Here is a 26,008-nt window from a genome sequence, read left to right as displayed (position 1 = left end):
ATCCCAATGAAAAAGGTGAACATCGCCATCGATGGACCATCGGGTGCGGGAAAAAGCACCCTGGCCCGGGCGTTGGCAAAGGAAAAAGAATATTTGTACGTAGATACCGGCGCCATCTACCGCACGCTGGGCTGTTATGTATGGCGCAGGGGAGCGGATCCGAAGGACGAAGCGGCGGTGATGAAGCTGCTGCGGTCGGCAAAGGTGGAGCTGCGTTACGGCGGTGACGGTTCGCAGCGCATGTTCCTGAACGGGGAGGACGTGTCGGAAGAGATCCGCCTGCCGGAGGTCTCCAGGTACGCCTCCGCCGTCTCCGCACATTCCGACGTTCGGGCGTATCTGCTGGACATGCAGAGGGACCTTGCCCGGAAACACAGCGTGGTGATGGACGGACGGGATATCGGCACGGTGGTCCTGCCCGATGCGGACGTAAAGATATTCCTCACCGCCTCGGCGGAGGCCCGGGCGCAGCGCCGGTGTCTGGAACTTCAGCAGCGCGGGACACCGGAGCCGTTCGACCAGGTGCTCAGCGAGATTGTTCAGCGGGACTGGGACGATACCCACCGTGCGGCCGCGCCTTTGCGTCAGGCGGAGGACGCTGTCATGGTGGATACAACCGACCTGGATTTTCAGGGGAGTCTGGCCGCGCTTTTGCGGGTGGTCGGGGAGGAAATGAAATGAAGCCGCTGAACCGTTTTTTTGTGTTTATTTACTATTTTGTTGGCTTAATTGCTGGAATTCTTCACCCGGTCTCCGTAGAGGGGATGGACCGCCTTCCCCACGGCGGCGCGCTTCTTTGTCCCAACCATTCCAGCGACTGGGACCCGGTGCTGGTGGCGCTGAGGTTGCCGGTTAACTATCGGCTGCACATCATGGCGAAGGAGGAGCTGTTCCGCAATCCGGTTCTGGGCTGGATTATGCGCAAGGTGGGCGCGTTTCCCGTCAGTCGTGGCAGCAACGATATTCAATCCGTCAAAACCGCTATGCAGGCCATCAAGGCCGGGGACAATCTGCTGATGTTCCCGGAAGGCACCACCATCCGGGGCGGCGTGGGCTATGCCGACGGTCTGCCCGCTCACGCCCACGGCGGTGTTGCCATGATCGGCATCCGCACCGGGGCCATTCTGGTGCCGGTGTTTGTGGACGGTGAAAAAAAGCTGTTCCACCGGACCCGCATTATTTTCGGTGAACCGTATCAGCCTCAGATTACCGGACGGCACGGCACTGCGGAGGAAGTCCAGCGGGTCGCCGACGGCGTTCTGGCGGCGGCCTATGCCCTAGGCGGCCAGTCTGTGGGAGGGATGTCGCTGTGCGAGTGATTCTGGCTGGCAGCGCCGGCTTTTGCTACGGAGTAAAACGGGCGGTGGAGCTGACAAAGGAGACCGCCGACGAGTGTGGCGGCTGCGTCATGCTGGGTGATCTGATCCATAACGCCCACGTGATTGCAGAGCTGGAGGCTCTGGGCGTCCGGAAGGTCGCTGCGCCGGAGGATGTGTGGGAGGGAGAGACCGTGGTGCTCCGCTCCCACGGAGAACGGCGGGAGGTGCTGGAGGCGCTGGAAAAGCGCGGCATCCACTGCGTCAGTGCCGCGTGTCCCAATGTGCAGCGAATTCAAACCCTTGCGGCACAGGCTGAGGAAGCGGGCCGTCAGGTCATTATCATCGGAGAACCGCACCATCCCGAAATCCTCGGCGTAGCCAGCTATTGCTCCCATCCGCTGATCTTCGGCGGGCCGGAAGAGATTCGGGCATGGCTGGAGGCGGAGCCCGGGCGGCGGGATACGCCTGTTACGGTGGTGGCACAGACTACCTGCATTCGTGAACTTTTTGAAACTTCCGCAAAAATCTTAAAAAAAGAGTGTACAAACGCGAAAATATTTGATACAATATGCTTTGCTACGTATAAACGTCAGTCTGAGGCGGCACAGATCGCCGGACAGGTGGACGTGATGGTGGTGGTAGGAGACCGCAGAAGTGCAAACACCAAACATTTGACGGAAATTTGTAATGAGAGATGCCCGCGCGTCCTCCAAATTGAGAGGGCGGACGAGCTCTCGCCGGATTTTTTCAATGGTTGCTTTGTTGCAGGTCTGACGGCCGGTGCCTCCACGCCTGCGGGCATCATTAAGGAGGTATATGCAACGATGAGTGAAGAAATCAAGGTCGCCGAAGACGGCGAGGAGTCCTTTGAGGAACTGCTGAATCAATCTTTTAAGACTTTAAATACAGGGGAAAAGGTAACTGGCATTGTCACGGCCATCGGCCCGACGGAGGTTCAGGTGGACGTGGGCGCGAAACAGGCCGCATACATCAAGTCCAGCGAGCTGAGCGAAGATCCCAACGTCAAGCCGGAGGAGATTCTGAAGGTTGGAGACGAGATTGAGGCATATATCGTCCGCGTCAACGACGTGGAGGGTTATGCAGAGCTTTCCAAGAAGCGTCTGGATGCCGTCAAGGTCTGGGAGAACATTGAAAAGGCCGTGGATGACAAGACCGTCATGGAAGGCACTGTCACCGAGGTCAACAAGGGCGGCGTTGTGGTATCCGTCAAGGGCGTGCGCGTGTTTGTGCCCGCTTCTCAGAGTGGTATGCCCCGCGGCGCCAATCTGGAGACCATGGTGAAGTCCAAGGCCCAGTTGCGCATTACCGAGGTTAACCGCGCCCGCCGCCGTGTGGTGGGTTCCATCCGCTCCGTGGCGGACGAGTCCCGCAAGGCCGCTCAGGATGAAGTCTGGAACAATATTGAGGCCGGAAAGCACTATATCGGTACTGTGAAGTCCATGACCGCATATGGCGTGTTTGTGGACATCGGCGGTGTGGACGGTATGGTACATATCTCCGAGCTGAGCTGGAGCCGCATCAAGACCCCTTCTGAGGTCTGCAAGGTGGGCGACACGATGGAGGTATATGTCATTTCCTTCGATCCTGAAAAGCATAAGATCTCTCTGGGCGTGAAGGACCGCAGCGTCAACCCCTGGGATATGTTCATAAGCAAGTATCACGTGGGTGATGTAGCCAAGGTCCGCATCGTCAAGCTGATGACCTTCGGTGCGTTTGCCGAGGTTGTCCCCGGTGTGGACGGCCTGATTCACATCTCTCAGATTGCTGACCGGCGCATTGAAAAGCCCGGCGATGTGCTGAGTGAAGGTCAGGAAGTGGATGCCGAGATCATCGCTGTGGACGAGGAGAAGAAGAAGATTTCTCTGTCTATCCGTGCTCTGCTGACACCCGCTGCCGAGGAAGGCACCCCCGCCGACGCGGAGTAAGCGGTCTTTCTTTTGAATACGTGACTGAGCGCTGGAAATGCAAAAGAATTTCCAGCGCTTTCTTCAGCCCAGATTCCGTTAGAGTTTAAAGAGATAAAGGCAAAATTTATCCCACTTTTTTGTAAGAAGCAGACATTACGCCTCTGAGTTTTTGTTTGAGCAAATTGCTGAAAATTCTTCTTAATATGTCCCTGAAAGGGAATGAAGAGGGGTACCACATTGGCGGTACCTCCGCTTTTTTCCTGTAAAATCAAGGATAAATTTGCCTTTTTAACTTCTCTGACGCCACTTTACGTTGTCTGACAACGTAGGTCGAAAAATGACCACAAATTTCACAAATTTGATTGCATTTTAAAAACGAATATGTTATTATATTGACAATCTTTGAAATTGCATACTGGTGAACAGGGAGGAATATGATCATGAGCTATCAGGAGATATACAAACAGAAGCTGACCACTGCGGACGAGGCCGTCAAGGTTATCAAGTCCGGCGATTGGGTTGATTACGGCTGGTGCGTGGGTACTCCCGACGCACTGGACAAGGCGCTTGCAAAGCGCGCGGATGAGCTGATCGACGTGAATATCCGCGGCGGCATTCTCACTCACCGTCCCGCCATTGCGGATGTTCCGGACGCGCCGAAGCATTTTACATGGAATTCTTGGCATATGGGCGGAATAGAACGGAAGATGGTCAAACAGGGAATGGCGTTTTACATTCCCATGCGTTACTCCGAAATTCCCCGTTACTGCCGTGAAAATATTGCGCCCATTGATGTTATGATGATACAGGTCACTCCGATGGATTCCCATGGCTGGTTCAACTTTGGTCCCAACGCTACCCATCTGAAGGCTGTTTGCGAGCGCAGCAAGTGCATTATTTTGGAAGTAAACACCGCGATGCCATACTGCCATGGCGGATTTGAAAACCGCATCCATATCGACGATGTGAGCATGATCGTCGAAGGCGACAATAAGCCGATGGATGAATTGGGCGGCTCCGGGGAACCGAGTGAGGTAGACCTGGCGGTGGCCCGTCTCGTCATGGAGGAGATCCCCAGCGGCGCCTGCCTGCAGCTTGGTATCGGCTCCATGCCCGGCGCTGTGGGCAAGATGATTGCCGAGTCCGATCTGAAGGATCTGGGCGTACATAGCGAGATGTATGTGGATGCCTTTGTGGATATGTCCAGGGCCGGGAAAATTACCGGCGCAAACAAGCCCTTTGACAAGGGCCGCCAGACCTATACCTTTGCCGCCGGGACCCGGAAGCTCTACGATTTCCTCGACAACAACCCCGAGTGCATGGCTGCGCCGGTGGATTATGTCAATGACGTGACCCGCGTCTCTCAGATCCCCAACTTCATCTCCATCAACGGTGCGGTGGATATCGACCTGTTTGGTCAGGTGTCCTCCGAATCCTCCGGAACCAGCCATATCTCCGGCGCAGGCGGGCAGATGGACTTTGTCATGGGTGCTTACCTCTCCAAGGGCGGAAAGAGCTTCATCTGCTGCTCATCCTCGTTTAAGGATAAGAAGACCGGCGAGTTGAAGACCCGCATCCGTCCCACCCTGCTTGAGGGTTCCGTAGTCACCGCCACCCGTGCAAATCTGAACTATCTGGTGACGGAATACGGCAAGGTCAACGTCAAAGGTCTGTCCACATGGCAGCGGGCGGAGTCCATCATCAACATTGCCCATCCCCAGTTTCGCGAGGAGCTGATCGCCGAGGCGGAGAAAATGCATATCTGGCGTCAGTCCAACAAGAAATAAGCTTCAACTGTTTTCAGAAAACCGCCCTTCGCCTATGTGTGAAGGGCGGTTTTTCCTGCCAGGGTAACATTTCAGGGGAAATACTTGTAAAATTACTGGAAATATGCTATAATCTATTCGGCTTATTATAAATATCAACAGGTGTGGGGAGATATACAGGGACAGGGAAGGAGCCTGAAATGTTCAGTGTCGGAGATATGGTAGTCCATCCCATGCACGGAGCCGGAGTGATCGACAGCATCGTGAATGAGAAGATCGGCGACACAGCACAGGATTACTATGTTTTCAAGATGCTGGTGGGAGGCCTCCTTCTGAAAATCCCCATAGCCAACAGCGATGTGATCGGTCTGCGCCCCGTGTCTGAACGGGAGACGGTGGAGCAAATGCTCAGCGCGCTCCCTGCTATGGAGACCGACGAGAACACCAACTGGAGCAAGCGCTACCATGAAAATCTTCAGCGGCTGAAAAGCGGAGACCTCTATGAATTGGCCCGGGTGGTCAAGAGCCTGACCCAGCGGGACAGGGAGCGGGGCCTTTCAACAGGGGAACGGAAGATGCTCCACGATGCCAAGCAGATCCTGATTTCGGAAATCGTACTCACCGGCATTGGAAATTATGAACAGGTGGAGCAGCGGCTGGCCGGAGCCATAGAAGCATAAATGCAGACCGGAATGATACCGGCACAGGGAAAGGGGACTGGCATGGGTCGTTTCTTTCATCGATTCAGGGACGCGCAGCGCCCCTTTTGTACGGCGATTGTCGCTGCTGCGGGAAGCTCTACCCGGATGGGGGAGGGCGTTAACAAGCTGCTGGAGCCGCTGGACGGGATTCCCGTTCTGGCGCGGACCCTGTTGGCGCTGCAGCGGGCGCAGAGGGTGGACGCCATCATCGTCGCAGCGCGGGAGGGGGACATTCTGCCGTTTTCCGAGCTGTGCCGTATATACGAAATTTCCAAATGCGCCAAGGTAATCCGGGGCGGCGAGACCCGGGAACACTCCGTCCTTTTGGCGGCGCTGGAGGCCGACGGGAAAACGGAGCTTTTGGCGGTTCAGGACGGTGCGCGTCCGCTGGTGACGCCGGAGCTGATTGATGATGTGGTCGAAAAAGCGGCCAGATGCAACGCTGCCGCCCCGGCAATCCCTGTGAAGGACACCGTGAAGGCCGTCCGGGACGGGCAGGTTGAGGAAACTCTGGACCGCAGCGCGTTGATGGCGGTGCAGACACCCCAGGTGTTCGAGGCGAGCCTTTTAAAGGCGGCGCTACAGTCCGCGCTGGAATCGGGCGCAGCGCTGACGGATGACTGCTCCGCAGTGGAGCGTCTGGGAAAGACCGTGTACCTGATCGAAGGGGACGAGGAGAACCTGAAGATCACCACGCCGCTGGATTTCATTGTGGCTGAGGCGATCCTGAACGCCAGAGAGGACGGACTATGACGAAGCTGCGAATCGGTCAGGGCTACGACGTCCACCGTTTGACGGAGGGACGAAAGCTGATTCTGGGCGGCGTGGAGATCCCATGGAACAAGGGCCTGCTGGGCCACTCCGACGCCGACGTACTGACCCACGCGGTGATGGACGCCCTCTCCGGAGCGGCAAAGCTGGGAGATATCGGCAAGCTGTTTCCCGACACCGACCCGCAGTATGCCGGAGCGGACAGCATCGGGCTTTTGCGGCAGGTGTCGGCACTTTTGAAGGAGCGGGGCTACGCGGTGGTCAATGTGGATGCCGTGCTGATCGCCCAAAAACCCAAGATTGCGCCTTACCGGGAGCGGATGGAGGAAAATCTGGCCGCCGCGCTGGGTGTGGACCGGGATCAAGTGAACGTGAAGGCCACCACGGAGGAGGGGTTGGGCTTCACGGGGGACAGCTCCGGCATGGTGGCGCAGGCTGTGGCGCTGCTGGAAAAAGAATAGATGTTTTACGGGAGGCTCGTCCTTTGGACGGGCCTCCCGTTTATCTCCCGAAAAAGCAGAAAGAGTCTAAACTCCCCGCGGGCTATAGCTTTCCCAAAAGTGCGGCGCAGGTTTCACGCCTTGTAGCGGCCTGCATAAGATGTTGGGAGAGGAGGAGTGTCCGTGGAACAATATTGGATTATCGCCCGTTCTGTGACCTATGCCCAACGGATGGAAAGAGTGTTGGCAGCGGCGGGTATCCGGACGCGCATCTTCCGCGCCCCCCGGGAACTGAGCAACCTGGGCTGCGCGTATGCTGTGGAGTTTACCGGAGGGGTGAACCCCGCACTGGCAATTCTTCGAAACGCGGGACTTTACCCTGCTAAATTATATCTGCTTCAACAGGGAAAATACGTGGAGCTTTCTCTGTAAACCTTGCCCGGCGGCTCTGCCGCCGGGCCTTGGAGAACGTCGGGACGCGGGGCGGCGGTCTCCTCACTGAGATCTTTGTAAGGAGGTTGACTATGATCTATCTGGACAGCGCGGCCACCAGTTTCCAAAAGCCGGAGGCGGTGGGTCATGCGATGGAAACGGCCCTGCGGAAGATGAGCTCTCCCGGGCGGGGCGGATATCCTGAGGCCATGCAGGCGGCGGAGACGCTGCTTTCCTGCCGCACGGAGCTGGCTGAACTCTTTCATGTACCTGAACCGGAGCAGGTGGTGTTCACCATGAACGCCACCCACGGATTAAATATTGCTATCAAAAGCCTCGTCCCCTACGGGGGGAGAGTCGTCATCTCCGGGTACGAGCACAACGCCGTCACCCGGCCCCTGGCGGCGCTGGCGGCGGATATCCGCGTGGCGCGTGCCCCCCTGTTTCGGCCGGACCTGATGTCGGAGGCCTTTGAAAAGGCCATCACACCGGATGTGGATGCGGTGATCTGCACCCATGTGTCCAATGTCTTTGGAGCAGTGCAGCCGGTGGAGGCCGTCGCCGCCATTTGTCGGGAAAGGGGTGTACCCTTCATCATCGATGCATCCCAGTCCGCCGGGGTCCTTCCGCTGAATATGGCGGCGCTGGGGGCGGCGTTCATCGCCATGCCGGGCCACAAGGGGCTGTACGGTCCGCAAGGTACCGGCGTTCTGCTCTGCTGCGAAAAGGCGGAGACAAGTCCCCTGATGGAGGGCGGCACCGGCAGCGTATCCATCCAGCAGGAAATGCCGGAGTTTCTGCCGGACCGGCTGGAGGCCGGAACTCACAACGTACCGGGCATCGCGGGGCTGCTGGAGGGCGTTCGTTTTGTCCGCAAGATGGGGGAGGAAGCCATTTGCGTCCATGAGCGGAAGCTGGCCCAGCGGGCGTCGGAAGGGCTGCGGGAGCTCTCCGGTGTCACTGTCTGCGCGAGGCGCGACCTGTTTGACCAGACCGGTGTCCTCAGCTTTGTCGCACAGGGACTGGACTCGGAGCTGGTGGGCAACGCTTTGGCGGACGCGGGTTTTGCGGTCCGGGCGGGAATGCACTGCGCGCCTTTGGCCCACCGCACTGCCGGGACCATAGACAGCGGCACCGTCCGCCTGAGCTTCTCCGTGTTCAACCGAGAAGAAGAGGTGGATCTTCTGCTGAAGGCTCTGCCGGAAATTTTGCAGCGTCTCTCCAAGTAATTTCCAAATTTCGCCCGCGCCCTGAAAACCGGGCGCGGGCGAAAAAGCCGCGTTTCGGAGAAAAAACTTGCAAAGCAGTGAACATACTATGAATTTTGGAGTTGTTTACCTTGCAATCTCCATCTGTTTTTTATATAATATAAGCATTCTTGTAATTTGGGCGTTCACCTTGCGGCCCGAGCCGCCGCCGGGATGCCGCCCAGACCCGGGAAGGAAGCTGATGCTACTATGAGCGCAAGGCTCTCGGTCCTGCTGGGCGAGATCGTCCGGTATCTGTTGACGATTGAGATTACGGATATTCTGGATATCCTGCTCATGGCCATCATTTTGTACAAGCTGCTGAACTTTGTCAAGACCTCGCGGGTGGCAAACCTTCTCAAAGGCGTGCTGTTCTTTATGGCGGTACTGTGGCTGTCCTCTATCTTCCATCTCAACGGCATCAGCTATATCATGAGCCGTATGGTGGAGTGGGGCGTTCTGGCTCTCATCATCCTCTTCCAGCCGGAGATCCGCCGGGTACTGGAACAGGTGGGCAGCCGCCGCTGGGCTCTTTTCTTCACAAAAGGGGAGACGGAGAGCACTCTGGAACGTATGATCGGCCAGACCGTTCTGGCCTGTACGGAGATGTCCAAGTCCCGCACCGGCGCGCTGATCGTATTCGAGAGAGAGATCATGCTGGACGATATGGTCCGCAGCGGAACGGTCCTGAACGCGGATGTTTCAAATGAGCTTTTGAAAAACATTTTTTTTGTCAAAGCCCCTATGCACGACGGTGCGGTCATTGTTCGCAAGGGCCGGGTTTTGGGCGCGGGATGTATGCTGCCTCTGAGCAAAAACGTGAATCTCTCAAGAGATCTTGGAATGCGGCATCGGGCCGGTATTGGCATGAGCGAGAACTCCGATGCCGTGGTGGTGATTGTGTCCGAGGAAACCGGGTCCATATCCGTGGCCATCGGCGGAATGCTGAAGCGGCATCTGATGTCTGAGACGCTGGAAAACATCCTGCGCAATGAGTTGCTGCCCCAGGAGAAGGAGACGCCAGATCAAAAATCGGGCATTTTCAGTCTGCTGCGCGTCCACAGGGAAGGAGGCGGCGACCGTGGAGAACAGTAATCGCAAGTGGAACAAACGTAAGGTTTTGCATATCATACTCTCCGTTTTGATTGCCTGCGCCATCTGGATCTACGTGGACAGCGCGGACAATCCAGAAGGCAGCGAGAAAACGAAGGTCATCAGCAATATTCCCATTGAGTACGCAGGGAAGGACACCACGCTGGCGGACCGGGGACTGATGCTTCTGCCGGACAGCGACCAGACCATCACGCTGGAGATCAAGGCCCGCCGGCGCGTTCTGGCCCGGCTTGACCCAAGCAAGATTCGTATTCAGGCCGACCTAACCGACATTACCTCCACCGGGACCCAAAGCGTTAGCTATACGATCTACTATCCCGACGGCATTACCAGAAACTCCATCACCATTCTCAATGCCAGCTCTTACACGGCGCAGGTGGAGATCGGCGAACTGTACAGCCGGGACGTGGATATTCGCTGTGCGCTTGAGGGCTCCGTTGCCCAGGGCTATATTGCCGGCGAACTCCAGTTCCAACCCGAAACGCTTGAAATCCGCGGGCCTCAGGAAGACGTCGACAAGGTGTCTTACGCCAAGGTGATGCTCTCGGTTGATAACGCCACGCAGACCGTCTCCCAGACACTTGGATACCAGCTCTATGACGAGGCCGACCAGTTGATTCAGGATACCGGGGATCTTCACGCCACCGCTGACCAGATCCAGGTGACACTGCCGGTAAATGTGGAGAAGGAGCTTCCGCTGAAGGTGAACTTCATTGAGGCGGACGGTGCAAGGGTTGGCAATCTGGAGTACACCATCACACCCGCCAGCGTTATGGTCTCGGGAGCCGCAGAGCTTTTGAAGGACATGGATTCCATTACGCTGGATGACTTTGATCTGGCGGATTTCTCCGGCCCCACCACGTATCGGTATACGATCACTGTCCCGACGGGCTGTGAGAACCTCAGCGGCACCACCCGGGCCACAATGACCGTTAAATTCAAGGATATGGCTTCATCCACCGTCAGCGCCGTTAAATTCGCGTGTGAAAACGTACCGGCCGGAAAAATTGTAACGGTACTGACTACGGAATTGCCGGTTTCTCTGCGGGGGACCGCAGCGGATGTGGCGTCCGTGACGTCAGAGGACGTTACGGTGATGGCAGATCTGACGGATGTCACCGCGGCAAGCGGGAGCTATACGGTCCCCGCGCAGGTGGTGATCGGAAATGGCGCGGATGTGGGCGTTCGGGGTGAATATCAGGTGCGGGTCACGATTACCGAGGACACCGGACAGACGGGGGAAACTCCGGAGGCCGATACCAATCGTACGAATAACAATACGGATGTCAATCAAGAACCTTAAAAGGACTTAGGAGCATTATTATGACACAAGTTGCAACGATCGAGAAACTGTTGGATGCGGACCATGCGCAAATCGCCGTGGCCCGGAAGTCCGCCTGCGGACACGACTGTGAGGAGTGCGCCGGATGCGGCGTCTCCGGGGCACCGGTCTACGCCCGCGCCAGCAATCCCATTGGGGCCCAGCCTGGACAAAAGGTGGTGGTGGAGAGCAGCACCAAGCATTTGATGGGTATTGTCCTTTTGGTCTATATGGTGCCGGTGGTGCTGTTTTTCCTGGGGTATTTTCTCACCGCTTCCATTTTCCCCACGGCCGTCCAGTACACTACGGCGGCGATCGCCTTTGGACTGGGCCTGATCCCGGCAGTGCTCTATGACCGCCACCTGCGGCGGCAGGGCGGACTGGACTTCACCATCGTCCGATTTTTCTGAGCCGGATCGCCATGTTTGGTTACGTGAGGCCGCCCCTGGAACAGCTTCCCCAAGAGGAACAGGAGCGGTTCCGACGGGCCTACTGCGGACTGTGCCACACCCTGCGCCGCCGCTGCGGGCTGCCCGCCCGGTTTATCCTGAATTACGATTTCACGTTTCTGGCCATTCTGCTCTCAGGCGGAGAGGAGCCGGAAACGCGCTGCGCCCGGTGTGTGGCAAGTCCGTTAAAAAAGCAAGCTTACTGCGGGGAAAATCCGGCGCTGGATCTGGCTGCGGACGAGAGTGTGATTTTGGCCTATTGGCAGGCGCGAGACGGCGTGGTGGACCACGGACTTTTCAAAGGGCTCAAGTACCGCGCGGCATCCCTGGCCCTTGAGAGCAGTTTTCAGAAAGCCGCCGCCGCCAGACCGGAATTTGACCGTGTGACTCGGGAACAGCTCAAGCGTCTCACGGAGCTGGAACAGTCCAAATCCCCGTCACTGGACGAGCCTGCGGACGCCTTTGCGCAGATTCTGGCCGCGGCCGCGGATGAGGCGGAGGACGGACGCCTGCGCCGCATCCTCCATCAGATGCTGTACCATCTGGGTCGTTGGGTCTATCTGATGGACGCGGCGGACGATCTGAAGGAGGACGCCGCCGACGGGAACTACAATCCGCTCATTTATCGGTACGGCCTGACGGACGGCGTATGGACGCAGGAGAGCCGCGCGTCCTTCACCCAGACCGTCGACCACTCCATCCGCTTACTTGCCACGGCCTACGAGCTGTGGGATTTCGGGTGCTGGACCAGCATTTTGGAACACACCGTCTATGCGGGGTTGTTTCAGATTGGAAAAGCAGTGCTTTCCGGCACGTACCGGGCGGGACGTCCGGAGCAAAAGAAAGATAGAAATGTTGAGGAGACCACATGAACGATCCCTATAAGGTACTCGGCGTTCCCGAATCTGCGACGGACGCGGAAGTGAAAAAAGCATATCTGGAGCTGGCGCGGAAGTACCATCCCGACAACTATCACGACAATCCTCTGGCGGATTTGGCGCAGGAGAAGATGAAGGAGATCAACGCCGCCTACGAGGAGGTCAATAAGCTGCGCGGCAGCAGTCGGGGCGGCGGAAGCCGCAGCACCGCAAGCTACGGCGGATACAGCGGCGGCTATGGGTACGGCTACGGCGGTGGAGGATCTGCGCAGCAGTCCGGAAGCTCCGTTTTGCAGCAGGCGCGTATGTCCATCAATGCCGGCGATCTGAGCCGGGCGGAGGCGCTGCTGTCGAATTACTCCGACCACAACGCGGAGTGGAACTTTCTTAAGGGCGCTGTATGCTACCGCCGGGGCTGGCTGGACGAGGCGAAGCGGTACTATGAGGCCGCTGTGCAGATGGACCCGGGCAACCGGGAGTATCAGCAGGCGCTGGACTTTATGGAAGGCGCCGGCCGCGCGGCCTATAGCCCAAACGGCAGCTTTGGGACGGAGATGTGCGGAGGCAGCAGCCTGTGCCAGCAGCTTTGCTGCACATTGCTTCTGTGCAATGGGTGCGGGGCTGGATTCCGCTGCCTGTGAGGCGGGAACTTTTGTTGGGAGGAAACGAATTTGATTAAAAGTATGACCGGCTATGGACGGGCCAGACAAACGCTTGAAAAACGGGACATCACCGTGGAGGTCCGGTCCGTCAACAACCGGTATCTGGACTGTGCGGTAAAACTGCCAAGAGCTTATGTATTTGCGGAGGATGCGGTGCGTAAGCACGTACAGCAGGCCATCTCGCGGGGTAAAGTGGATGTCCTTTTCACCATTGACTCCACAGGCGCGGACACCGCGAAGGTGGTGGTGGACCACGGTCTTGCGGAGAGTTATGCCACGGCGCTGCGGGAGCTGGCGGAGATCTGCGGCACGGAGCCTAAACTTACACCGGAGACGCTGGCCCGATTCCCGGACGTGCTGAGCGTGACCAAGGCGGAAGAGGATCTGGAGACGCTGGGCGCGGATATCTGCAAGGTGCTGGACGAGGCGCTGGCTGCATATAACACGATGCGGGCTGTGGAGGGCGAAAAGCTGGCTGCGGACATCGGCGGCCGTCTTACCGCAATTGAAGCTTTGACCAGCCGGGTGGAGGAACGCTCTCCAGAAACGGTTTCGGAGTATCGCCAGAAGCTGACGGCCCGGATGGAAGAGGTGCTTCAGAGTACCTCCATTGACCCTCAGCGGATTTTGACCGAAGCCGCGATCTACGCGGACAAGGTGGCGGTGGATGAGGAGACCGTCCGCCTGCGCAGTCACGTAGCCCAGCTGCGGGATATGCTGAAGGCCGACGAGCCCATGGGCCGGAAGATGGACTTCCTGATTCAGGAGGTCAACCGGGAATCCAATACCATTGGCTCCAAGTGCTGCGACGTCTCCATCGCCCAAGTGGTGGTGGACCTGAAGGCGGAGGTGGAGAAGATCCGCGAACAGGTCCAGAACGTGGAGTGAGGCCGTGAAACTCATCAATATCGGCTTTGGAAGCCTGCTATCCGCTGACCGCCTGGTGGCGGTGGTCAGCCCGGATTCCGCGCCGGTGAAGCGCCTTGTTCAGGAATCCCGGGAGCGGGGTATGCTGATCGACGCTACCTATGGGCGGAAAACCGCCTCTATTTTTATCATGGACAGCGACCATGTGGTCCTTTCCGCGCTGCCGGTGGAAAAGCTGGCGGGGCGGCTGGGGACTGAAATCGCGAAGGAAGAGGAAGAATAGAATGCAAAAGGGAAAGACTTTCATCATTTCCGGCCCCTCCGGCGTGGGAAAGAGTACGGTTTTGAAGGCGTTGCTTGAAAAGCGTCCCGATCTTTACTTCTCCGTATCCGCCACCACTCGGGAACCCCGTCCCGGCGAAGTGGACGGCGTCCATTACCGGTTTATGGATGTGGACACGTTCCGCCAGCGAATCGCAGAGGATGCGTTTCTTGAATACGCGGAGTATGTCGGCAACTTTTACGGCACACCCAAAAAGTATGTGGATGAGGCCATGGATGCCGGACGGGACGTGATTTTGGATATAGAGATTCAAGGCGCGCTGCAGGTGTGCAGCAAGCGGACGGAGACCGTCCGGATTTTTATTGCTCCGCCCTCCTGGGCGGAGTTGGAGCGGCGCTTGACGGAGCGGGGCACCGACTCCCCGGAAAAGGTTGAAAAACGTCTCCTGCGGGCCAAGGTGGAGTTTCAGACAGCCCATACCTACGACTATTTCGTTATCAATGACACGGTGGAAACGGCGGTGGCGGAGCTGGACGCCATCCTGACGGCGGAACACTGCAAGCCCAGCGAACGCATGGAGATCATCAACGGAAGGTGACCTTCTGCGAATAGGACCGTTTATTTTAAGCCGAAAGGCAGATAGGAAGATATTTACTATGATGCTATATCCTGCAATGAGCAAGCTGAACAGCTACATTCCCAACCGTTATATGCTGGTGAATGTGGTGGCCCTCCGGGCGCGGCAGATCTCCGAGGCCGCTGAGGAATCCGGCGAACCCCTAACCGAAAAGCCGGTGACCCTCGCCATCCGAGAGGTAGCGGAAGGAAAGCTGGATGCCCGGGGCATGGACCTGACCATTAAAGAGGAAACCGCTATCGTACAGCAGGAGGAACAGCTGTAAGCCGACGACCGGGGAGGGACACGGATGGAGCAGGCAGAGATCGCAAAGGTGGCCGTCAGCGCGGCGACGTATTCCATTGACAAGCCCTACGACTATCTGATTCCCGAACCAATGCTTGAAAAGGCGCTGCCGGGCGTCCGGGTGATGGTGCCCTTCGGCAGGGGAAACCGCAGCTGCGAGGGCGTGATTATGGCGCGGGAAACCGCGCCGAAGCGCTCCAATGTGAAGGCACTGGAATCCGTTCTGGACGACGGGCCGGTGCTGGACAGCTGGGGCATGTCTCTAGCGCTGTGGATGCGTCAGCGGTATTTCTGCACCATGTACGAGGCGGTGAAGACCATCCTGCCCGCAGGACTCTGGTACCAAATGAGGGAGACTTTTACTGCGGCAGAGGAGCTTGACCGCGCCGCTGCCGGAGCGCTTGTCGGGAAGATCAAGGATGCGGATCGCGTGCTGGACATGCTTTTCGCCGCTGGGGGCAGCGCGGAGCTGTCTCAGCTGAAGTCCGCCTGCGGCGACGGCGTGGAGCCGGTACTAAGGACGCTGTGCAAAAAGGGCGTTTTATCCTCGGACATCACAGCCGCCCGGCGTATTGGTGACAAGACGCGCCGTATGGCAGAGCTGACCATGGACGGGGCGGAGGCTCTGGCGCTGGTGGAGCCGCGAAAAAAATCAGCGCCGATGCGCTATGAGGTGGTTTTGCTGCTGTGCGCCACCGGCCGCGCCTCGGTGCAGGACATTTGTTATTTTACCGGAGCTTCCGCCCAGACCCTGAAAGGACTGGAGAAGTCCGGTATTGTGGCGTTTTCAGAGGAAGAAAAGCTCCGTATTCCGGAGCCGAAAGCCATCCGGCCCGGCTTGCCCATCGTCTTAAACGCAGAGCAGCAGTCCGCGTTTGAACACCTCCTGGCCCTGACTGAAACCAAAAAACCGGAAGCGGCGCTTTTACAGGGCGTCACCGGCAGCGGAAAGACCCAGGTCTATATCCGTCTGGCGCAGGAGGTTTTGAAACGCGGAAGATCCGTGATCGTGCTGGTGCCGGAGATCGTGCTGACGCCGCAGATGATGGAAAAATTTTCATCCTATTTTGGCTCCCAGGTGGCCATGCTCCATAGCTCCCTGCGCATGACGGAGCGATATGACCAGTGGAAGCGCATTCGGCGGGGAGAGGCCCGGTTGGTGCTGGGTACCCGGTCGGCCGTATTCGCGCCGGTGCGGGAGCTGGGCCTTGTCATCATGGACGAGGAGCAGGAGGGGAGCTACCTGTCCGAAAACGCGCCCCGGTATCACACACGGGATATTGCCAAATTTCGCTGCGCCCAGTGCGGCGCGGCTCTGGTGCTGGGCTCCGCCACCCCCACGGTGGAAACCGCATGGTGCGCAAAGCAGGGGCAATACCACCATGAATTGCTGCGCAGACGGTACAACGAAAAAAGTCTGCCGGACGTCACGGTGGTGGACCTGCGGCAGGAGATCAAGGCCGGAAATGCGGGCGCGATCAGCGGTCCTCTGCGGCGGGAGCTGCGAGAGAATCTGGATCGGGGTGAGCAGAGCATTTTGTTTTTGAATCGCCGGGGCAACAGCCGTATGCTGGTGTGCGGCGAGTGCGGCAGCGTTCCCACCTGTCCCAGATGCAGCGTTTCCATGACCTATCACTCCGCCAACGGGCGGCTGATGTGCCATTACTGCGGGCATTCCCAGCGCTCCAGCGATACCTGCCCGGAGTGCGGCGGAATCATGAAACACATCGGGGCCGGGACTCAGCGGGTAGAGGAGGAGCTGCGGGATCTGTTTCCCGGAGTTGGCGTCCTGCGGATGGACGCGGACACCGCCGGTGGGGACCACGAAAAACTGCTGAGCCGCTTTATCAACGAACGGATTCCCATCCTTTTGGGGACTCAGATGGTGGCCAAGGGGCTGGATTTTGAAAATGTGACGTTAGTGGGCGTACTCAGCGCCGATTCGTCGCTGTATCTGGACAACTACCGCGCCGCCGAGCGGACCTTCAGTCTGCTGACACAGGTGGTTGGCCGGGCGGGACGCGGCGCAAAGCGTGGTCGGGCGATGATTCAGACCTATACACCCGGAAACGAGGTCATTCAAAGCGCCGCGCAGCAGGATTACGAGCAGTTTTACGAAAGTGAGATCGCCCTGCGGCGCATCCGGCGCTATCCGCCTTTTGCGGACCTTTTTACCCTCACCGTCTCCGGTGGGGACGAGAGCGCGGTGCTCCGGGCGGCGGCATCCCTGCGGGACGAGATGCGGGAGCTGATGGCGGACGAGACGGTGCGCGATACGGAGCCGGAGATCCTCGGCCCGGCCCCCGCGCCGGTGCTGAAGGTCAACAACCGTTTTCGCTACCGGATATTTCTGTCCGGTAAAAACGACAAGCCCACCCGTGAGCGGATGGCATGGCTGCTGCGAGAGTTTGGAAAGCGGCGGGAAAACCGAGGACTGAATCTGTTTGCAGACTGCAACGCAATGGATTGATCGTAATTTTGATTGGGAGGTCAACGCAATGGCTTTGAGAAAGATCGTAGAGGTGGGTGACGAGTGCCTGCTGAAAAAGTGCCGCCCCGTGACGGAGTTCAACAGGCATCTCCGCGAGCTGCTGGACGATATGGCGGAAACGCTGACCGATGCCGGCGGCGCCGGTCTTGCGGCGCCGCAAGTGGGAGTTCTGCGCCGGGTGTGCCTGGTGCTGGACGAGGATTCGGATGAGTATATCGAGCTGATTAACCCGGAGATTATTTCCCGGAGCGGTCAGCAGACCGGACTTGAAGGATGCTTGAGCCTGCCCGGAAAGTGGGGAATTGTCACCCGGCCCAACATGGTGCGGATTCGGGCGCAGGACCGGGACGGCCAGTGGTTCGAGGCGGAGGGTGAGGGTTTGACCGCCCGGGCTTTCTGCCATGAGATCGAGCATCTGGACGGACATCTGTTCTCCGAACACGTGGACCACTTCCTCTCCGATGAGGAGTTGGAGACGTATATGGAAAATGAGAAATCAGGTGATTCCAGAGAAGACGGAGAAACAAAGGAGTAACGTCCATGCGCATTTTATTTATGGGGACCCCGGAGTTTGCCGTGGCCTCCCTGAAGCGGCTGGTGGAGGACGGGCATACTATATGCGGTGTCATTACCCAGCCGGACAAGCCTAAAAACAGAGGAATGAAGCTGGTACCAAATTCTGTAAAGGAATGTGCTATGTCATATGGAATTGCTGTTTTTCAGCCGTTGAAGGCGCGGGACGGCGAGGCCATGGGCATCGTGCGGCAGCTGGACCCGGAGCTGATCGTGGTGGCGGCCTACGGTAAGATTTTGCCGGAGGACCTGCTGAACTATCCGAAATACGGTTCCATCAACGTCCACTCGTCGCTTCTGCCCAAGTATCGGGGCGCGGCCCCCATCAACTGGGCGATTCTGAACGGAGAGGAGGAGACCGGCGTCTCCATCATGTATATGGCTGCTGCGCTGGACGCAGGGGACGTAATTACGCAGGTAAGAACCCCCATCGGCCCGGATGAGGACGCGCAGGCTCTGACCGCTCGGCTTGCCATACTGGGGGCAGAGGCGCTGAGCGGAACCGTGACGGCGCTGGAAAACGGCTCCGCCGTCCGGACGCCTCAGAACGAAAGCGTGTTCACTTACGCGCCCATGCTGTCCCGGGAGCTGTCACCCATCGACTGGACAAGGAGCGCCCACGCCGTCAACTGCCAGATTCGCGGCCTGATTCCCTGGCCCTCCGCGTCTACCGACGCTATTGCCGACCAGCCTATGAAAATTTTCCGTTCCGTGGAGACAGGGGAGGACACTTCCGCGCAGCCGGGTGCTGTGCTCTCTGCAGACAAGCGAGGAATCGCGGTGGCCTGCGGTGATGGCAAGGTTTTGCGCTTGACAGAAATACAAGCCACCGGCGGCAAGCGGATGTCCGCTGCGGACTATCTGCGGGGACATCCTATTCAACTTTGAAACGAGGAATTTGATGCAAAACGATTATGCTTATTTTTTCGCCAACAATTTTTACTGGATTCTGCTGATTCCGGTGTTTCTCCTGTCTCTTTATGCGCAGGCGCAGATCTCCGGCAATTTTAGCCGGTACAGCGCGGTGAACAACCGCCGTCATATCACCGGCGCACAGGCCGCGGAGGCAGTTCTGCGGGCCCACGGCGTCACCGGCGTGGCGATCTATCAGACCCGGGGCCGTCTCACCGACCACTATGACCCCCGGGACAATGCCATCTACCTGTCCGAGAACGTATACGGCGCTCCCACGGTGGCGGCGGTGGGCGTGGCCTGCCACGAGGCGGGGCACGCGGTGCAGTATGCCGAGGGGTACGGCCCCGTGCGGCTGCGCAGCGTCATTATTCCGGCCACGAACATCGGCTCCAGGTTTTCCTTTGTTTTGCTGCTGATCGGTCTATTCATGTACAGCCAAACGCTGTTTTTGGCGGGCATCATTCTGTTCGGCTTCACCACATTCTTTCAGCTGGTGACATTGCCGGTGGAGTTCAACGCCTCCGCACGGGCCATCGAGACCATTGAGGGGCAGGGCCTTTTGGAGGACGACGAGCTGTTGGGCGCGAAAAAGGTGCTGCGGGCCGCGGCGCTGACCTATGTGGCCGCGCTTCTCACCAGCCTGTTGCAGCTTATGCGGTTCGTGGCGATCTTTGCCTCCCGGGGCGGCGGCGGAAACCGCAGGGGAGGCGGCCGGTGAGCGCCCGGGATACCGCGCTGCGGGTGCTGAGCGCTGTTTCGGGGGCCTCCGCCTGGGCAGATGCCAGCCTGAAGGCCCAACTCCAGAGGGAAGGTCTTTCCGGCGCGGACGCCGCGCTGATCACCCGCATTGTCTACGGCGTTTTGCAAAACCGCGCGCTGCTTGATTTTTATTTGGGAGCCTATTGTTCCCAGAAAGTCGGCCATTTACAGCCGCCTCTGACCGATATTCTGCGTATCGGCGCATATCAGATCCTGTTTTTGGACAAGGTGCCGGACCGGGCCGCGGTGAACGAGTCCGTGGAGCTGGCGAAAAAGAATGGCAGGGGGGCAGCCTCCGGGCTGGTGAATGCCGTCCTGCGGAAGATTTCTCTGAATAAAGCGCAGCTGCCGTCCATCCCGGCGACGGATGAGGCGCAGTACCTCTCCATTCGGTACAGCCATCCCAAGTGGCTGGTGAAGCGGCTTTTGACGCTGCTGGGCCGGGAGGAAGCCGAGGCGTTTCTCGCCGCCGACAACGGTGTTGCGCCGCTGACGGTGCAGGTCAACACCCTGAAGACCACGGCGGCGGACCTGATCGCCCGATTGGCCGCTGCCGGCGTGACCGCGTCCGCACACCCGTGGGTGCCGGACTGCCTGGAGCTGTCCGCGTCCGGCGACCTGACGGCGCTGGAGGCGTTTCAAAGCGGAGAGTTTTTTGTGCAGGACCCCGCCGCAAAGCTGGTGAGCCTCATTGCCGCGCCGCAAAAGGGGCAGCGGGTCATCGACGTTTGCGCCGCACCCGGGGGCAAGTCCTTCGGCGCAGCCGTGGCCATGGGGGACGAGGGCGAGATCTTCGCCTGTGATCTCCACGAAAAAAAGCTGGGACGCATTGAGGCCGGAGCCGCACGGCTGGGTCTCGGGTCCATTCAGACCTTCGCCGCCGACGGGACAGTTTTTCGTCCCGACTGGGCGGCCAGCGCAGACGTGGTACTGGTGGACGTTCCCTGTTCCGGTCTTGGTATCATTCGGAAAAAACCGGACGTCCGGTATAAATCACCGGACGATCTGTTTACACTTACCGTGGCGCAGTCCGCCATTTTGGAAAACGCCGCGCGGTACGTGAAGCCCGGCGGCGTACTGATCTACTCCACCTGCACAATTCTGCCGGAGGAAAACGGTCAGGTGGTGGAAGGCTTTCTCTCCGGACACTCGGAATTTTCCCAGGAAACATTTACTCTGCCCGCGCCGATAGGGGCGCAGTCGGGGGAGCTGATGCTCTGGCCCCACCGCCACAGCACCGACGGGTTTTACATCTGCCGCCTGCGGCGAAACGAAAAGGATCTTTCTCTATGACCGATTTGAAATCACAAACGCAGGAGGAACTGACCCTAACCTTAAAGGCCATGGGGCAGCCTGCGTTTCGCGGAAAGCAGGTGTTCACCTGGCTTCACAGAGGTGTCGTCTCCTTTGACGAAATGTCGAATCTGCCGAAACCCCTCCGGGAAAAGCTGAAGGAGAGCTGCGTACTTATGCCGCCAAAGGCCGTCCGCAAACAGGTCTCCAAACTGGACGGCACCATAAAATACCTATGGGAGCTAGGCGATGGCAACTGTATTGAATCTGTTTTGATGCAGTATCACCATGGGAACACCGTTTGCATCTCCTCTCAGGTGGGGTGCCGGATGGGGTGCGCGTTCTGCGCGTCCACCATCGCCGGAAAGGTTCGGGACCTGACGCCCGCGGAGCTTTTGGATCAGGTGATCTTCACGCAGAAGGACTCCGGCCTACCCATCTCCAACATCGTGCTGATGGGCATTGGAGAGCCGATGGACAATTTGGACAACGTCCTGAAATTTCTGGAGCTGGTGAACCACCCGGACGGACTGAACATTGGGATGCGGCATATTTCTCTGTCTACCTGCGGCGTTATACCCGGCATCCAGCGTCTGGCGGACCTTGGCTTGCAGCTGACGCTGTCGGTTTCCCTTCACGCGCCGGACGATGAGACGCGTACCAGAATTATGCCGGTGAACCGGGCGTACCCCGTGGAGGACCTGTTCGCCGCCTGTCATCGATACTTTGAGAAGACGGGACGGCGTATCTCCTTTGAATACGCCATGATCGACGGCGTGAACGACCGCGACTGGCAGGCCGACCTTATCGCGGAGAAGGTCCGGGGAATGCCGGGCCATGTGAATCTGATCCCGCTGAACGATGTGGTGGAAAGCCCGTTCAAGCCGTCAAAGCGGGTCGCGGCGTTTCAAAAACGACTGGAAGACCATGGGCTTACCGCCACAGTGCGGCGGAGTCTGGGCGGGGATATCGACGCTTCCTGCGGACAGCTCCGCCGGAAGGCCATGGAAGAACAGAAAGGGGAGTGATCGACATGCAGGTCTGGGGTATCACGGACGTGGGCCTTGTCCGCAAGGATAATCAGGATGCTTATGCTGTGAAGGAGACGGACGGTGGATACACCGTCTGCGTGGTCTGCGACGGCATGGGCGGCACCGCCGGCGGTAAGCAGGCAAGCTATATTGCAGTGGATACTTATGTGAGAGAGCTTGAAAAGGTGCTGACGCTGGAGATGACGCCGCAGCAGCTGCGGGAGGCGTCGTCCTTTGCGGTGTCTCTTGCCAACCGAGCGGTACGGGAGGCGGCGCAGCAAAGCGAAGAATTCCGCAACATGGGAACGACGTTGGTCGCCGCTGTCAGTTACGGCGGCGGTGCAGTGGTCAGCAACGTGGGCGACAGCAGGGCGTATCACATCACACCGGAGGCTATTGTCCGTGTGACGCGGGATCATTCTCTGGTGGAGAGCATGGTGGAGCGGGGCGATATCACCGCCGAGGAGGCCCGCCGCCATCCCAACCGCAACCTCATTACCCGGGCTTTGGGGCCGGATGCGCAGATCGAGTGCGACGGCTACATATGCCCGATGAAGCGGGGAGAATTTCTCCTGCTGTGCAGCGACGGGCTGGTGGACACCGTGACGGATCAGGAAATGCTGGATGAGGTAAACCACGACGAGACGGGAGAGGCCTGTCTTGCAAGACTGCTGGAAATTTCAAAGAGCCGGGGGGCCAAGGATAATGTGACCGCGGTGCTGATGCGGAAGGACGACGAAAAGGAGGCGATGTGACATGGTGGATCCCTATATCGGAAAAATGCTGGATAATCGCTATGAGATTCTGGAACGGATCGGCACCGGCGGCATGGCCGTCGTCTACAAATCCAAGTGTCATCGCCTCAACCGGCTGGTGGCGGTCAAAATACTGAAGAGCGATCTGGCGCAGAACGAGGAGTTCCGTCGCCGGTTCCACGCGGAATCCAAAGCGGTCGCCATGCTGTCCCACCCCAACATCGTCTCTGTGTACGATGTGTCCCAGAGCGACGACGTGGAATATATCGTTATGGAGCTTATCGACGGTATTACCCTGAAGCAGTACATGGAAAAGCGGGGAAAGCTGGACTGGCGGGAGTCTTTGCACTTCATCACCCAGATCATGCGGGGCCTTTCCCACGCCCACAGCCGGGGCATCGTCCACCGGGACATCAAGCCTCAGAATATAATGGTCCTGCGGGACGGCAGCGTGAAGGTGGCCGATTTTGGAATTGCGTGTCTGGAAAACTCTGCCCAGACGCTGACGCAGGAGGCCCTTGGCTCCGTGCATTATATCTCTCCCGAGCAGGCCCGCGGTGATCGAACCGACGCCCGCTCCGACATCTACTCTGCCGGTGTGGTGCTCTATGAAATGCTCACCAACCGCCTGCCCTTTGAAGGGGACTCCGCCGTCTCCGTGGCAATCCAGCACCTCAGCTCCATCCCGCTGGCTCCTCGGGAGATCGATCCCGATATCCCGGGGCCGCTGGAGCTGATCTGCATGAAAGCCATGGCCCCGGACCGGGACCGGCGGTACGACTCTGCAGAAGCCATGATCGCCGATCTGGACGCGTTCCGCAAAAACCCGGGCGTGGATCTGGACATTGATCCCAAGGACTTGCACCCGGAGGAACCCGATGAGCCTACCCGCCTGCTCCACACCGGTGCCGTGGCCGCCGCACAGCACCATCCGTCCAGGGAGACGCTCCGGGAGCGGGAATCCGCGCGGGATTACGATCGGAACTATGACCGAAATTACGACCGGAGTTACGACCGGGAGCTCTCCCGGAAACCGGCCCGACAGGTGTCTCCCCAAAAACGCACGGCTATGATCATCGGCATTGTTGTGGTGGCACTGTTGGCAATCTTCTTCCTGGCCAGAGCGGTGTTCAGCTCTATGGAGGCGGGGGAGACCTATACCGTCCCCAAGGTGATGGGCTATACGGAGGACGAGGCCAAACAGCTGCCGGAGGTGGCCGGAATTTTTGAGATCAACGTCGTGGACTCCGTATATGACGATGCGCCCGAGGGCGTTATTATCAAGCAGGACCCGACAGAGGGCATGACCAAAAAGAGCGACCTTGTCATTAATGTGACCATCAGCGCCGGGGTGAAAACCGACAATATGCTGGACCTGACCGGACAGACCTCTCAGATTGCCAAGGTTTCCATGAAAAACCTAATCAGCGAGCTGGACTTGAACCTTGAAACCAAAGAGGAGAGCAGCAGCGATGTGGGTGTAGACTGCGTGATCCGCACGGAGCCGGAGGCGGGGACTCCCCTGAAAAAGGGCGACAGTGTGACGCTGGTCATCAGCACAGGGCCGGAGAAAACGCCGATCACCGTGATCTCGTTTGTGAATGTCTCCTTTGATGTGGCAAAGAAGCAAGCCGAAACCATGGGACTGAAAGTGACCGAGAAGGACGTGGACAGCGATGAGCCCGCCGGAACCGTGGTGGATCAGGACATTAAGAATGGAACGCAGGCCTATGTGGGAGACCCAATCACTCTCTCTGTCAGCAAAGGTCCGGCCGGTACACAGAATCCCGGAGGGAACACCGTCGCCAAGTCCGTTACCTTCTCCCTGCCGCAGGACGGACGGGAAACAGTTCATATGGTGGTTCTTCTGAACGGGCAATCGGCCTATGAGGGTAACGTGAATTGCAGCCAAGGGACGATTCCTTTGGACTTGTACGGGTCCGGCTCCGGGACGGTGCAGGTCTATTACGATGATGAGCTCTTCGAGACGCGCACGGTGGATTTCAATGGGTGAGGGCCGGATTAAAAAGGCACTCAGCGGATTTTATTACGTGGAGACCGACGGGGAGATACTCCAGTGCCGCGCCAGAGGAAAGTTCCGCAGAGAGGGAATTTCTCCCTTGGTTGGGGACTGGGTAGAGATTCTGGAGCTGGGAAACGGCGAGGGAATCGTGGAGACTGTGAAACCCCGGAAAAACTCCTTTCTCCGCCCCGCCGTGGCAAACGTGGATCAGATCGTCGTGATCGCCTCGGAAGCCCTCCCCAAAACCGACCCCTATCTGATCGACCGGCTCTCCGCCATCGCGGCACTGAAGAGCTGTCACATAGTGGTGGCGCTGAACAAGTGCGATTTGAACAGCGCCGACAGCCTGTACCACATCTACCGCGCCGCCGGATTCCCCACCGTCCGCGTCAGCGCGGAGACGGGAGAGGGGATGGAGGAACTGAAACCCCTGATAACCGGAAAGCTTTCCGCCTTTACAGGTAACTCCGGCGTGGGGAAATCCAGCATTTTGAATGCGCTGGACCCGGAGTATCATCTTCAGGTGGGCGAGATCAGCCAGGCGCTGGGCCGCGGACGGCATACCACCCGGCATATCGAGCTTTACCATTTGGACTGCGGCGCGGATGTGGTGGATTCTCCCGGCTTTGCCTCCTTTGACACCGACGAGCTGGATTTTGAACTGAAGCAGCGTCTGCCGGAAACTTTCCCGGACTTTGCGCCTTTTCTTTCCGGATGTCGGTTTGTGGGGTGCAGCCACACAAAGGAAAAGGGCTGCGTGGTGCTGGAGGCACTGAAAAACGGCGACCTCCAAAAGAGCCGCCACGACAGCTATCTTCGGCTTTACGAGGAATTGAAGCCTCTGAAAGAGTGGGAGGAACAGAAAAAGTAAGATAAGCGCGGATACCGCTTTGGCGGTATCCGCGCTTATTTGCTCCCGGTTCATGAAAAATTTCTCCGTCGCTCCCGGTATCCCGACCCGCACGCTTTTCCTCTCCCTCGTATATACTGGAGTACGGGAGGAGGTGCGGCGGATATGTGGTTTGGACGAGGCGGAGGCTGTTGGCTGGGCAGGTGCGCGGTTGCGCTT

General features: G+C 58.5%; 27 protein-coding genes. All 27 read left to right on the top strand.

Features of this window, described 5'->3' with window-relative positions; genetic code table 11:
* The first annotated feature begins 6 nt into the window (after positions 1 to 6).
* Complete coding sequence (gene cmk / locus ABWQ15_RS01250; RefSeq protein WP_353907009.1) at positions 7 to 681, top strand: (d)CMP kinase; 675 nt, start codon at positions 7 to 9, stop codon at positions 679 to 681.
* Positions 678 to 1,319 (top strand): lysophospholipid acyltransferase family protein, encoded by a 642-nt coding sequence (locus ABWQ15_RS01245; RefSeq protein WP_353907008.1) that lies wholly within the window; start codon positions 678 to 680, stop codon positions 1,317 to 1,319. The genes cmk and ABWQ15_RS01245 overlap by 4 nt, the downstream gene beginning before the upstream one ends.
* A complete protein-coding gene (locus tag ABWQ15_RS01240; RefSeq protein WP_353907007.1) occupies positions 1,310 to 3,265 on the top strand; it encodes a bifunctional 4-hydroxy-3-methylbut-2-enyl diphosphate reductase/30S ribosomal protein S1 in 1,956 nt (651 codons plus the stop codon). The genes ABWQ15_RS01245 and ABWQ15_RS01240 overlap by 10 nt, the downstream gene beginning before the upstream one ends.
* 422 nt (positions 3,266 to 3,687) lie before the next feature.
* On the top strand, positions 3,688 to 5,034 hold the full coding sequence (locus tag ABWQ15_RS01235; RefSeq protein WP_353907006.1) for a butyryl-CoA:acetate CoA-transferase: 1,347 nt from the start codon (positions 3,688 to 3,690) through the stop codon (positions 5,032 to 5,034).
* 179 nt (positions 5,035 to 5,213) lie between these two features.
* A complete protein-coding gene (locus ABWQ15_RS01230) occupies positions 5,214 to 5,693 on the top strand; it encodes a CarD family transcriptional regulator (RefSeq protein WP_353907005.1) in 480 nt (159 codons plus the stop codon).
* 42 nt (positions 5,694 to 5,735) lie between these two features.
* Positions 5,736 to 6,467 carry a 2-C-methyl-D-erythritol 4-phosphate cytidylyltransferase gene (gene ispD / locus ABWQ15_RS01225; protein WP_353907004.1) on the top strand — a complete coding sequence of 244 codons (732 nt, stop codon included), beginning with the start codon at positions 5,736 to 5,738 and terminating at the stop codon, positions 6,465 to 6,467.
* Positions 6,464 to 6,946 carry a 2-C-methyl-D-erythritol 2,4-cyclodiphosphate synthase gene (gene ispF / locus ABWQ15_RS01220; RefSeq protein ID WP_353907003.1) on the top strand — a complete coding sequence of 161 codons (483 nt, stop codon included), beginning with the start codon at positions 6,464 to 6,466 and terminating at the stop codon, positions 6,944 to 6,946. Before ispD ends, ispF begins: the two co-directional genes overlap by 4 nt.
* A 162-nt stretch (positions 6,947 to 7,108) precedes the next feature.
* Positions 7,109 to 7,357: a putative Se/S carrier protein gene (locus tag ABWQ15_RS01215; protein ID WP_353907002.1), complete on the top strand. Its 249-nt coding sequence runs from the start codon at positions 7,109 to 7,111 to the stop codon at positions 7,355 to 7,357.
* A 92-nt stretch (positions 7,358 to 7,449) separates the two neighbouring features.
* The gene (locus ABWQ15_RS01210) at positions 7,450 to 8,586 is read left to right on the top strand and encodes an aminotransferase class V-fold PLP-dependent enzyme (protein WP_353907001.1); all 1,137 of its coding nucleotides are present in this window, start codon (positions 7,450 to 7,452) and stop codon (positions 8,584 to 8,586) included.
* Positions 8,587 to 8,814: 228 nt separating this feature from the next.
* Complete coding sequence (gene cdaA / locus ABWQ15_RS01205; protein WP_353907000.1) at positions 8,815 to 9,699, top strand: diadenylate cyclase CdaA; 885 nt, start codon at positions 8,815 to 8,817, stop codon at positions 9,697 to 9,699.
* Positions 9,686 to 11,020, top strand: coding sequence for a CdaR family protein (locus ABWQ15_RS01200; RefSeq protein ID WP_353906999.1), 1,335 nt, complete (start codon positions 9,686 to 9,688; stop codon positions 11,018 to 11,020). The genes cdaA and ABWQ15_RS01200 overlap by 14 nt, the downstream gene beginning before the upstream one ends.
* 20 nt (positions 11,021 to 11,040) lie before the next feature.
* Positions 11,041 to 11,448 carry a SoxR reducing system RseC family protein gene (locus tag ABWQ15_RS01195; RefSeq protein ID WP_353906998.1) on the top strand — a complete coding sequence of 136 codons (408 nt, stop codon included), beginning with the start codon at positions 11,041 to 11,043 and terminating at the stop codon, positions 11,446 to 11,448.
* 11 nt (positions 11,449 to 11,459) lie between these two features.
* A complete protein-coding gene (locus tag ABWQ15_RS01190; protein ID WP_353906997.1) occupies positions 11,460 to 12,359 on the top strand; it encodes a DUF5685 family protein in 900 nt (299 codons plus the stop codon).
* Positions 12,356 to 13,006 carry a J domain-containing protein gene (locus ABWQ15_RS01185; protein ID WP_353906996.1) on the top strand — a complete coding sequence of 217 codons (651 nt, stop codon included), beginning with the start codon at positions 12,356 to 12,358 and terminating at the stop codon, positions 13,004 to 13,006. The genes ABWQ15_RS01190 and ABWQ15_RS01185 overlap by 4 nt, the downstream gene beginning before the upstream one ends.
* 30 nt (positions 13,007 to 13,036) lie before the next feature.
* The gene (locus ABWQ15_RS01180) at positions 13,037 to 13,915 is read left to right on the top strand and encodes a YicC/YloC family endoribonuclease (protein WP_353906995.1); all 879 of its coding nucleotides are present in this window, start codon (positions 13,037 to 13,039) and stop codon (positions 13,913 to 13,915) included.
* A gap of 4 nt (positions 13,916 to 13,919) precedes the next feature.
* Positions 13,920 to 14,177: a DUF370 domain-containing protein gene (locus ABWQ15_RS01175; RefSeq protein ID WP_353906994.1), complete on the top strand. Its 258-nt coding sequence runs from the start codon at positions 13,920 to 13,922 to the stop codon at positions 14,175 to 14,177.
* 1 nt (position 14,178) lies between these two features.
* Positions 14,179 to 14,775 (top strand): guanylate kinase, encoded by a 597-nt coding sequence (gene gmk / locus ABWQ15_RS01170; RefSeq protein WP_353906993.1) that lies wholly within the window; start codon positions 14,179 to 14,181, stop codon positions 14,773 to 14,775.
* Positions 14,776 to 14,833: 58 nt separating this feature from the next.
* Complete coding sequence (gene rpoZ, locus ABWQ15_RS01165; protein ID WP_353906992.1) at positions 14,834 to 15,079, top strand: DNA-directed RNA polymerase subunit omega; 246 nt, start codon at positions 14,834 to 14,836, stop codon at positions 15,077 to 15,079.
* A 24-nt stretch (positions 15,080 to 15,103) separates the two neighbouring features.
* Positions 15,104 to 17,569, top strand: a complete 2,466-nt coding sequence (gene priA / locus ABWQ15_RS01160; protein ID WP_353906991.1) for a replication restart helicase PriA — start codon at positions 15,104 to 15,106, stop codon at positions 17,567 to 17,569.
* A 28-nt stretch (positions 17,570 to 17,597) separates the two neighbouring features.
* Positions 17,598 to 18,125 carry a peptide deformylase gene (gene def, locus ABWQ15_RS01155; RefSeq protein WP_353906990.1) on the top strand — a complete coding sequence of 176 codons (528 nt, stop codon included), beginning with the start codon at positions 17,598 to 17,600 and terminating at the stop codon, positions 18,123 to 18,125.
* 5 nt (positions 18,126 to 18,130) lie between these two features.
* On the top strand, positions 18,131 to 19,051 hold the full coding sequence (gene fmt / locus ABWQ15_RS01150; protein ID WP_353906989.1) for a methionyl-tRNA formyltransferase: 921 nt from the start codon (positions 18,131 to 18,133) through the stop codon (positions 19,049 to 19,051).
* 13 nt (positions 19,052 to 19,064) lie between these two features.
* Positions 19,065 to 19,796, top strand: coding sequence for a zinc metallopeptidase (locus tag ABWQ15_RS01145; RefSeq protein ID WP_353906988.1), 732 nt, complete (start codon positions 19,065 to 19,067; stop codon positions 19,794 to 19,796).
* Positions 19,793 to 21,130, top strand: coding sequence for a 16S rRNA (cytosine(967)-C(5))-methyltransferase RsmB (rsmB, locus tag ABWQ15_RS01140; RefSeq protein ID WP_353906987.1), 1,338 nt, complete (start codon positions 19,793 to 19,795; stop codon positions 21,128 to 21,130). Before ABWQ15_RS01145 ends, rsmB begins: the two co-directional genes overlap by 4 nt.
* Positions 21,127 to 22,158, top strand: a complete 1,032-nt coding sequence (gene rlmN, locus ABWQ15_RS01135; protein ID WP_353906986.1) for a dual-specificity RNA methyltransferase RlmN — start codon at positions 21,127 to 21,129, stop codon at positions 22,156 to 22,158. The genes rsmB and rlmN overlap by 4 nt, the downstream gene beginning before the upstream one ends.
* Before the next feature lie 5 nt (positions 22,159 to 22,163).
* Entirely contained in the window at positions 22,164 to 22,916 is a 753-nt protein-coding gene (locus tag ABWQ15_RS01130) for a Stp1/IreP family PP2C-type Ser/Thr phosphatase (protein WP_353906985.1), read from the top strand.
* A gap of 1 nt (position 22,917) precedes the next feature.
* On the top strand, positions 22,918 to 24,930 hold the full coding sequence (gene pknB / locus ABWQ15_RS01125; protein ID WP_353906984.1) for a Stk1 family PASTA domain-containing Ser/Thr kinase: 2,013 nt from the start codon (positions 22,918 to 22,920) through the stop codon (positions 24,928 to 24,930).
* Positions 24,923 to 25,810 carry a ribosome small subunit-dependent GTPase A gene (gene rsgA / locus ABWQ15_RS01120; RefSeq protein ID WP_353906983.1) on the top strand — a complete coding sequence of 296 codons (888 nt, stop codon included), beginning with the start codon at positions 24,923 to 24,925 and terminating at the stop codon, positions 25,808 to 25,810. Before pknB ends, rsgA begins: the two co-directional genes overlap by 8 nt.
* Positions 25,811 to 26,008: the final 198 nt, after the last annotated feature.

Origin of the sequence: Oscillibacter sp., assembly GCF_040505565.1 — a bacterium.
Classification (GTDB): Bacteria; Bacillota; Clostridia; order Oscillospirales; family Oscillospiraceae; genus Oscillibacter.
This window is presented reverse-complemented; position numbering and strand designations above follow the sequence as displayed.

Coding starts and splice junctions, on each gene's coding strand:
- ABWQ15_RS01195 (WP_353906998.1), top strand. CDS start 11,041: ATGACACAAGTTGCAACGATCGAGAAACTGTTGGATGCGGACCATGCG.
- ABWQ15_RS01130 (WP_353906985.1), top strand. CDS start 22,164: ATGCAGGTCTGGGGTATCACGGACGTGGGCCTTGTCCGCAAGGATAAT.
- ABWQ15_RS01185 (WP_353906996.1), top strand. CDS start 12,356: ATGAACGATCCCTATAAGGTACTCGGCGTTCCCGAATCTGCGACGGAC.
- ABWQ15_RS01210 (WP_353907001.1), top strand. CDS start 7,450: ATGATCTATCTGGACAGCGCGGCCACCAGTTTCCAAAAGCCGGAGGCG.
- cdaA (WP_353907000.1), top strand. CDS start 8,815: ATGAGCGCAAGGCTCTCGGTCCTGCTGGGCGAGATCGTCCGGTATCTG.
- ispD (WP_353907004.1), top strand. CDS start 5,736: ATGGGTCGTTTCTTTCATCGATTCAGGGACGCGCAGCGCCCCTTTTGT.
- rpoZ (WP_353906992.1), top strand. CDS start 14,834: ATGATGCTATATCCTGCAATGAGCAAGCTGAACAGCTACATTCCCAAC.
- ispF (WP_353907003.1), top strand. CDS start 6,464: ATGACGAAGCTGCGAATCGGTCAGGGCTACGACGTCCACCGTTTGACG.
- rlmN (WP_353906986.1), top strand. CDS start 21,127: ATGACCGATTTGAAATCACAAACGCAGGAGGAACTGACCCTAACCTTA.
- ABWQ15_RS01245 (WP_353907008.1), top strand. CDS start 678: ATGAAGCCGCTGAACCGTTTTTTTGTGTTTATTTACTATTTTGTTGGC.
- pknB (WP_353906984.1), top strand. CDS start 22,918: ATGGTGGATCCCTATATCGGAAAAATGCTGGATAATCGCTATGAGATT.
- ABWQ15_RS01145 (WP_353906988.1), top strand. CDS start 19,065: ATGCAAAACGATTATGCTTATTTTTTCGCCAACAATTTTTACTGGATT.
- priA (WP_353906991.1), top strand. CDS start 15,104: ATGGAGCAGGCAGAGATCGCAAAGGTGGCCGTCAGCGCGGCGACGTAT.
- cmk (WP_353907009.1), top strand. CDS start 7: ATGAAAAAGGTGAACATCGCCATCGATGGACCATCGGGTGCGGGAAAA.
- rsgA (WP_353906983.1), top strand. CDS start 24,923: ATGGGTGAGGGCCGGATTAAAAAGGCACTCAGCGGATTTTATTACGTG.
- ABWQ15_RS01230 (WP_353907005.1), top strand. CDS start 5,214: ATGTTCAGTGTCGGAGATATGGTAGTCCATCCCATGCACGGAGCCGGA.
- ABWQ15_RS01235 (WP_353907006.1), top strand. CDS start 3,688: ATGAGCTATCAGGAGATATACAAACAGAAGCTGACCACTGCGGACGAG.
- ABWQ15_RS01190 (WP_353906997.1), top strand. CDS start 11,460: ATGTTTGGTTACGTGAGGCCGCCCCTGGAACAGCTTCCCCAAGAGGAA.
- gmk (WP_353906993.1), top strand. CDS start 14,179: ATGCAAAAGGGAAAGACTTTCATCATTTCCGGCCCCTCCGGCGTGGGA.
- def (WP_353906990.1), top strand. CDS start 17,598: ATGGCTTTGAGAAAGATCGTAGAGGTGGGTGACGAGTGCCTGCTGAAA.
- fmt (WP_353906989.1), top strand. CDS start 18,131: ATGCGCATTTTATTTATGGGGACCCCGGAGTTTGCCGTGGCCTCCCTG.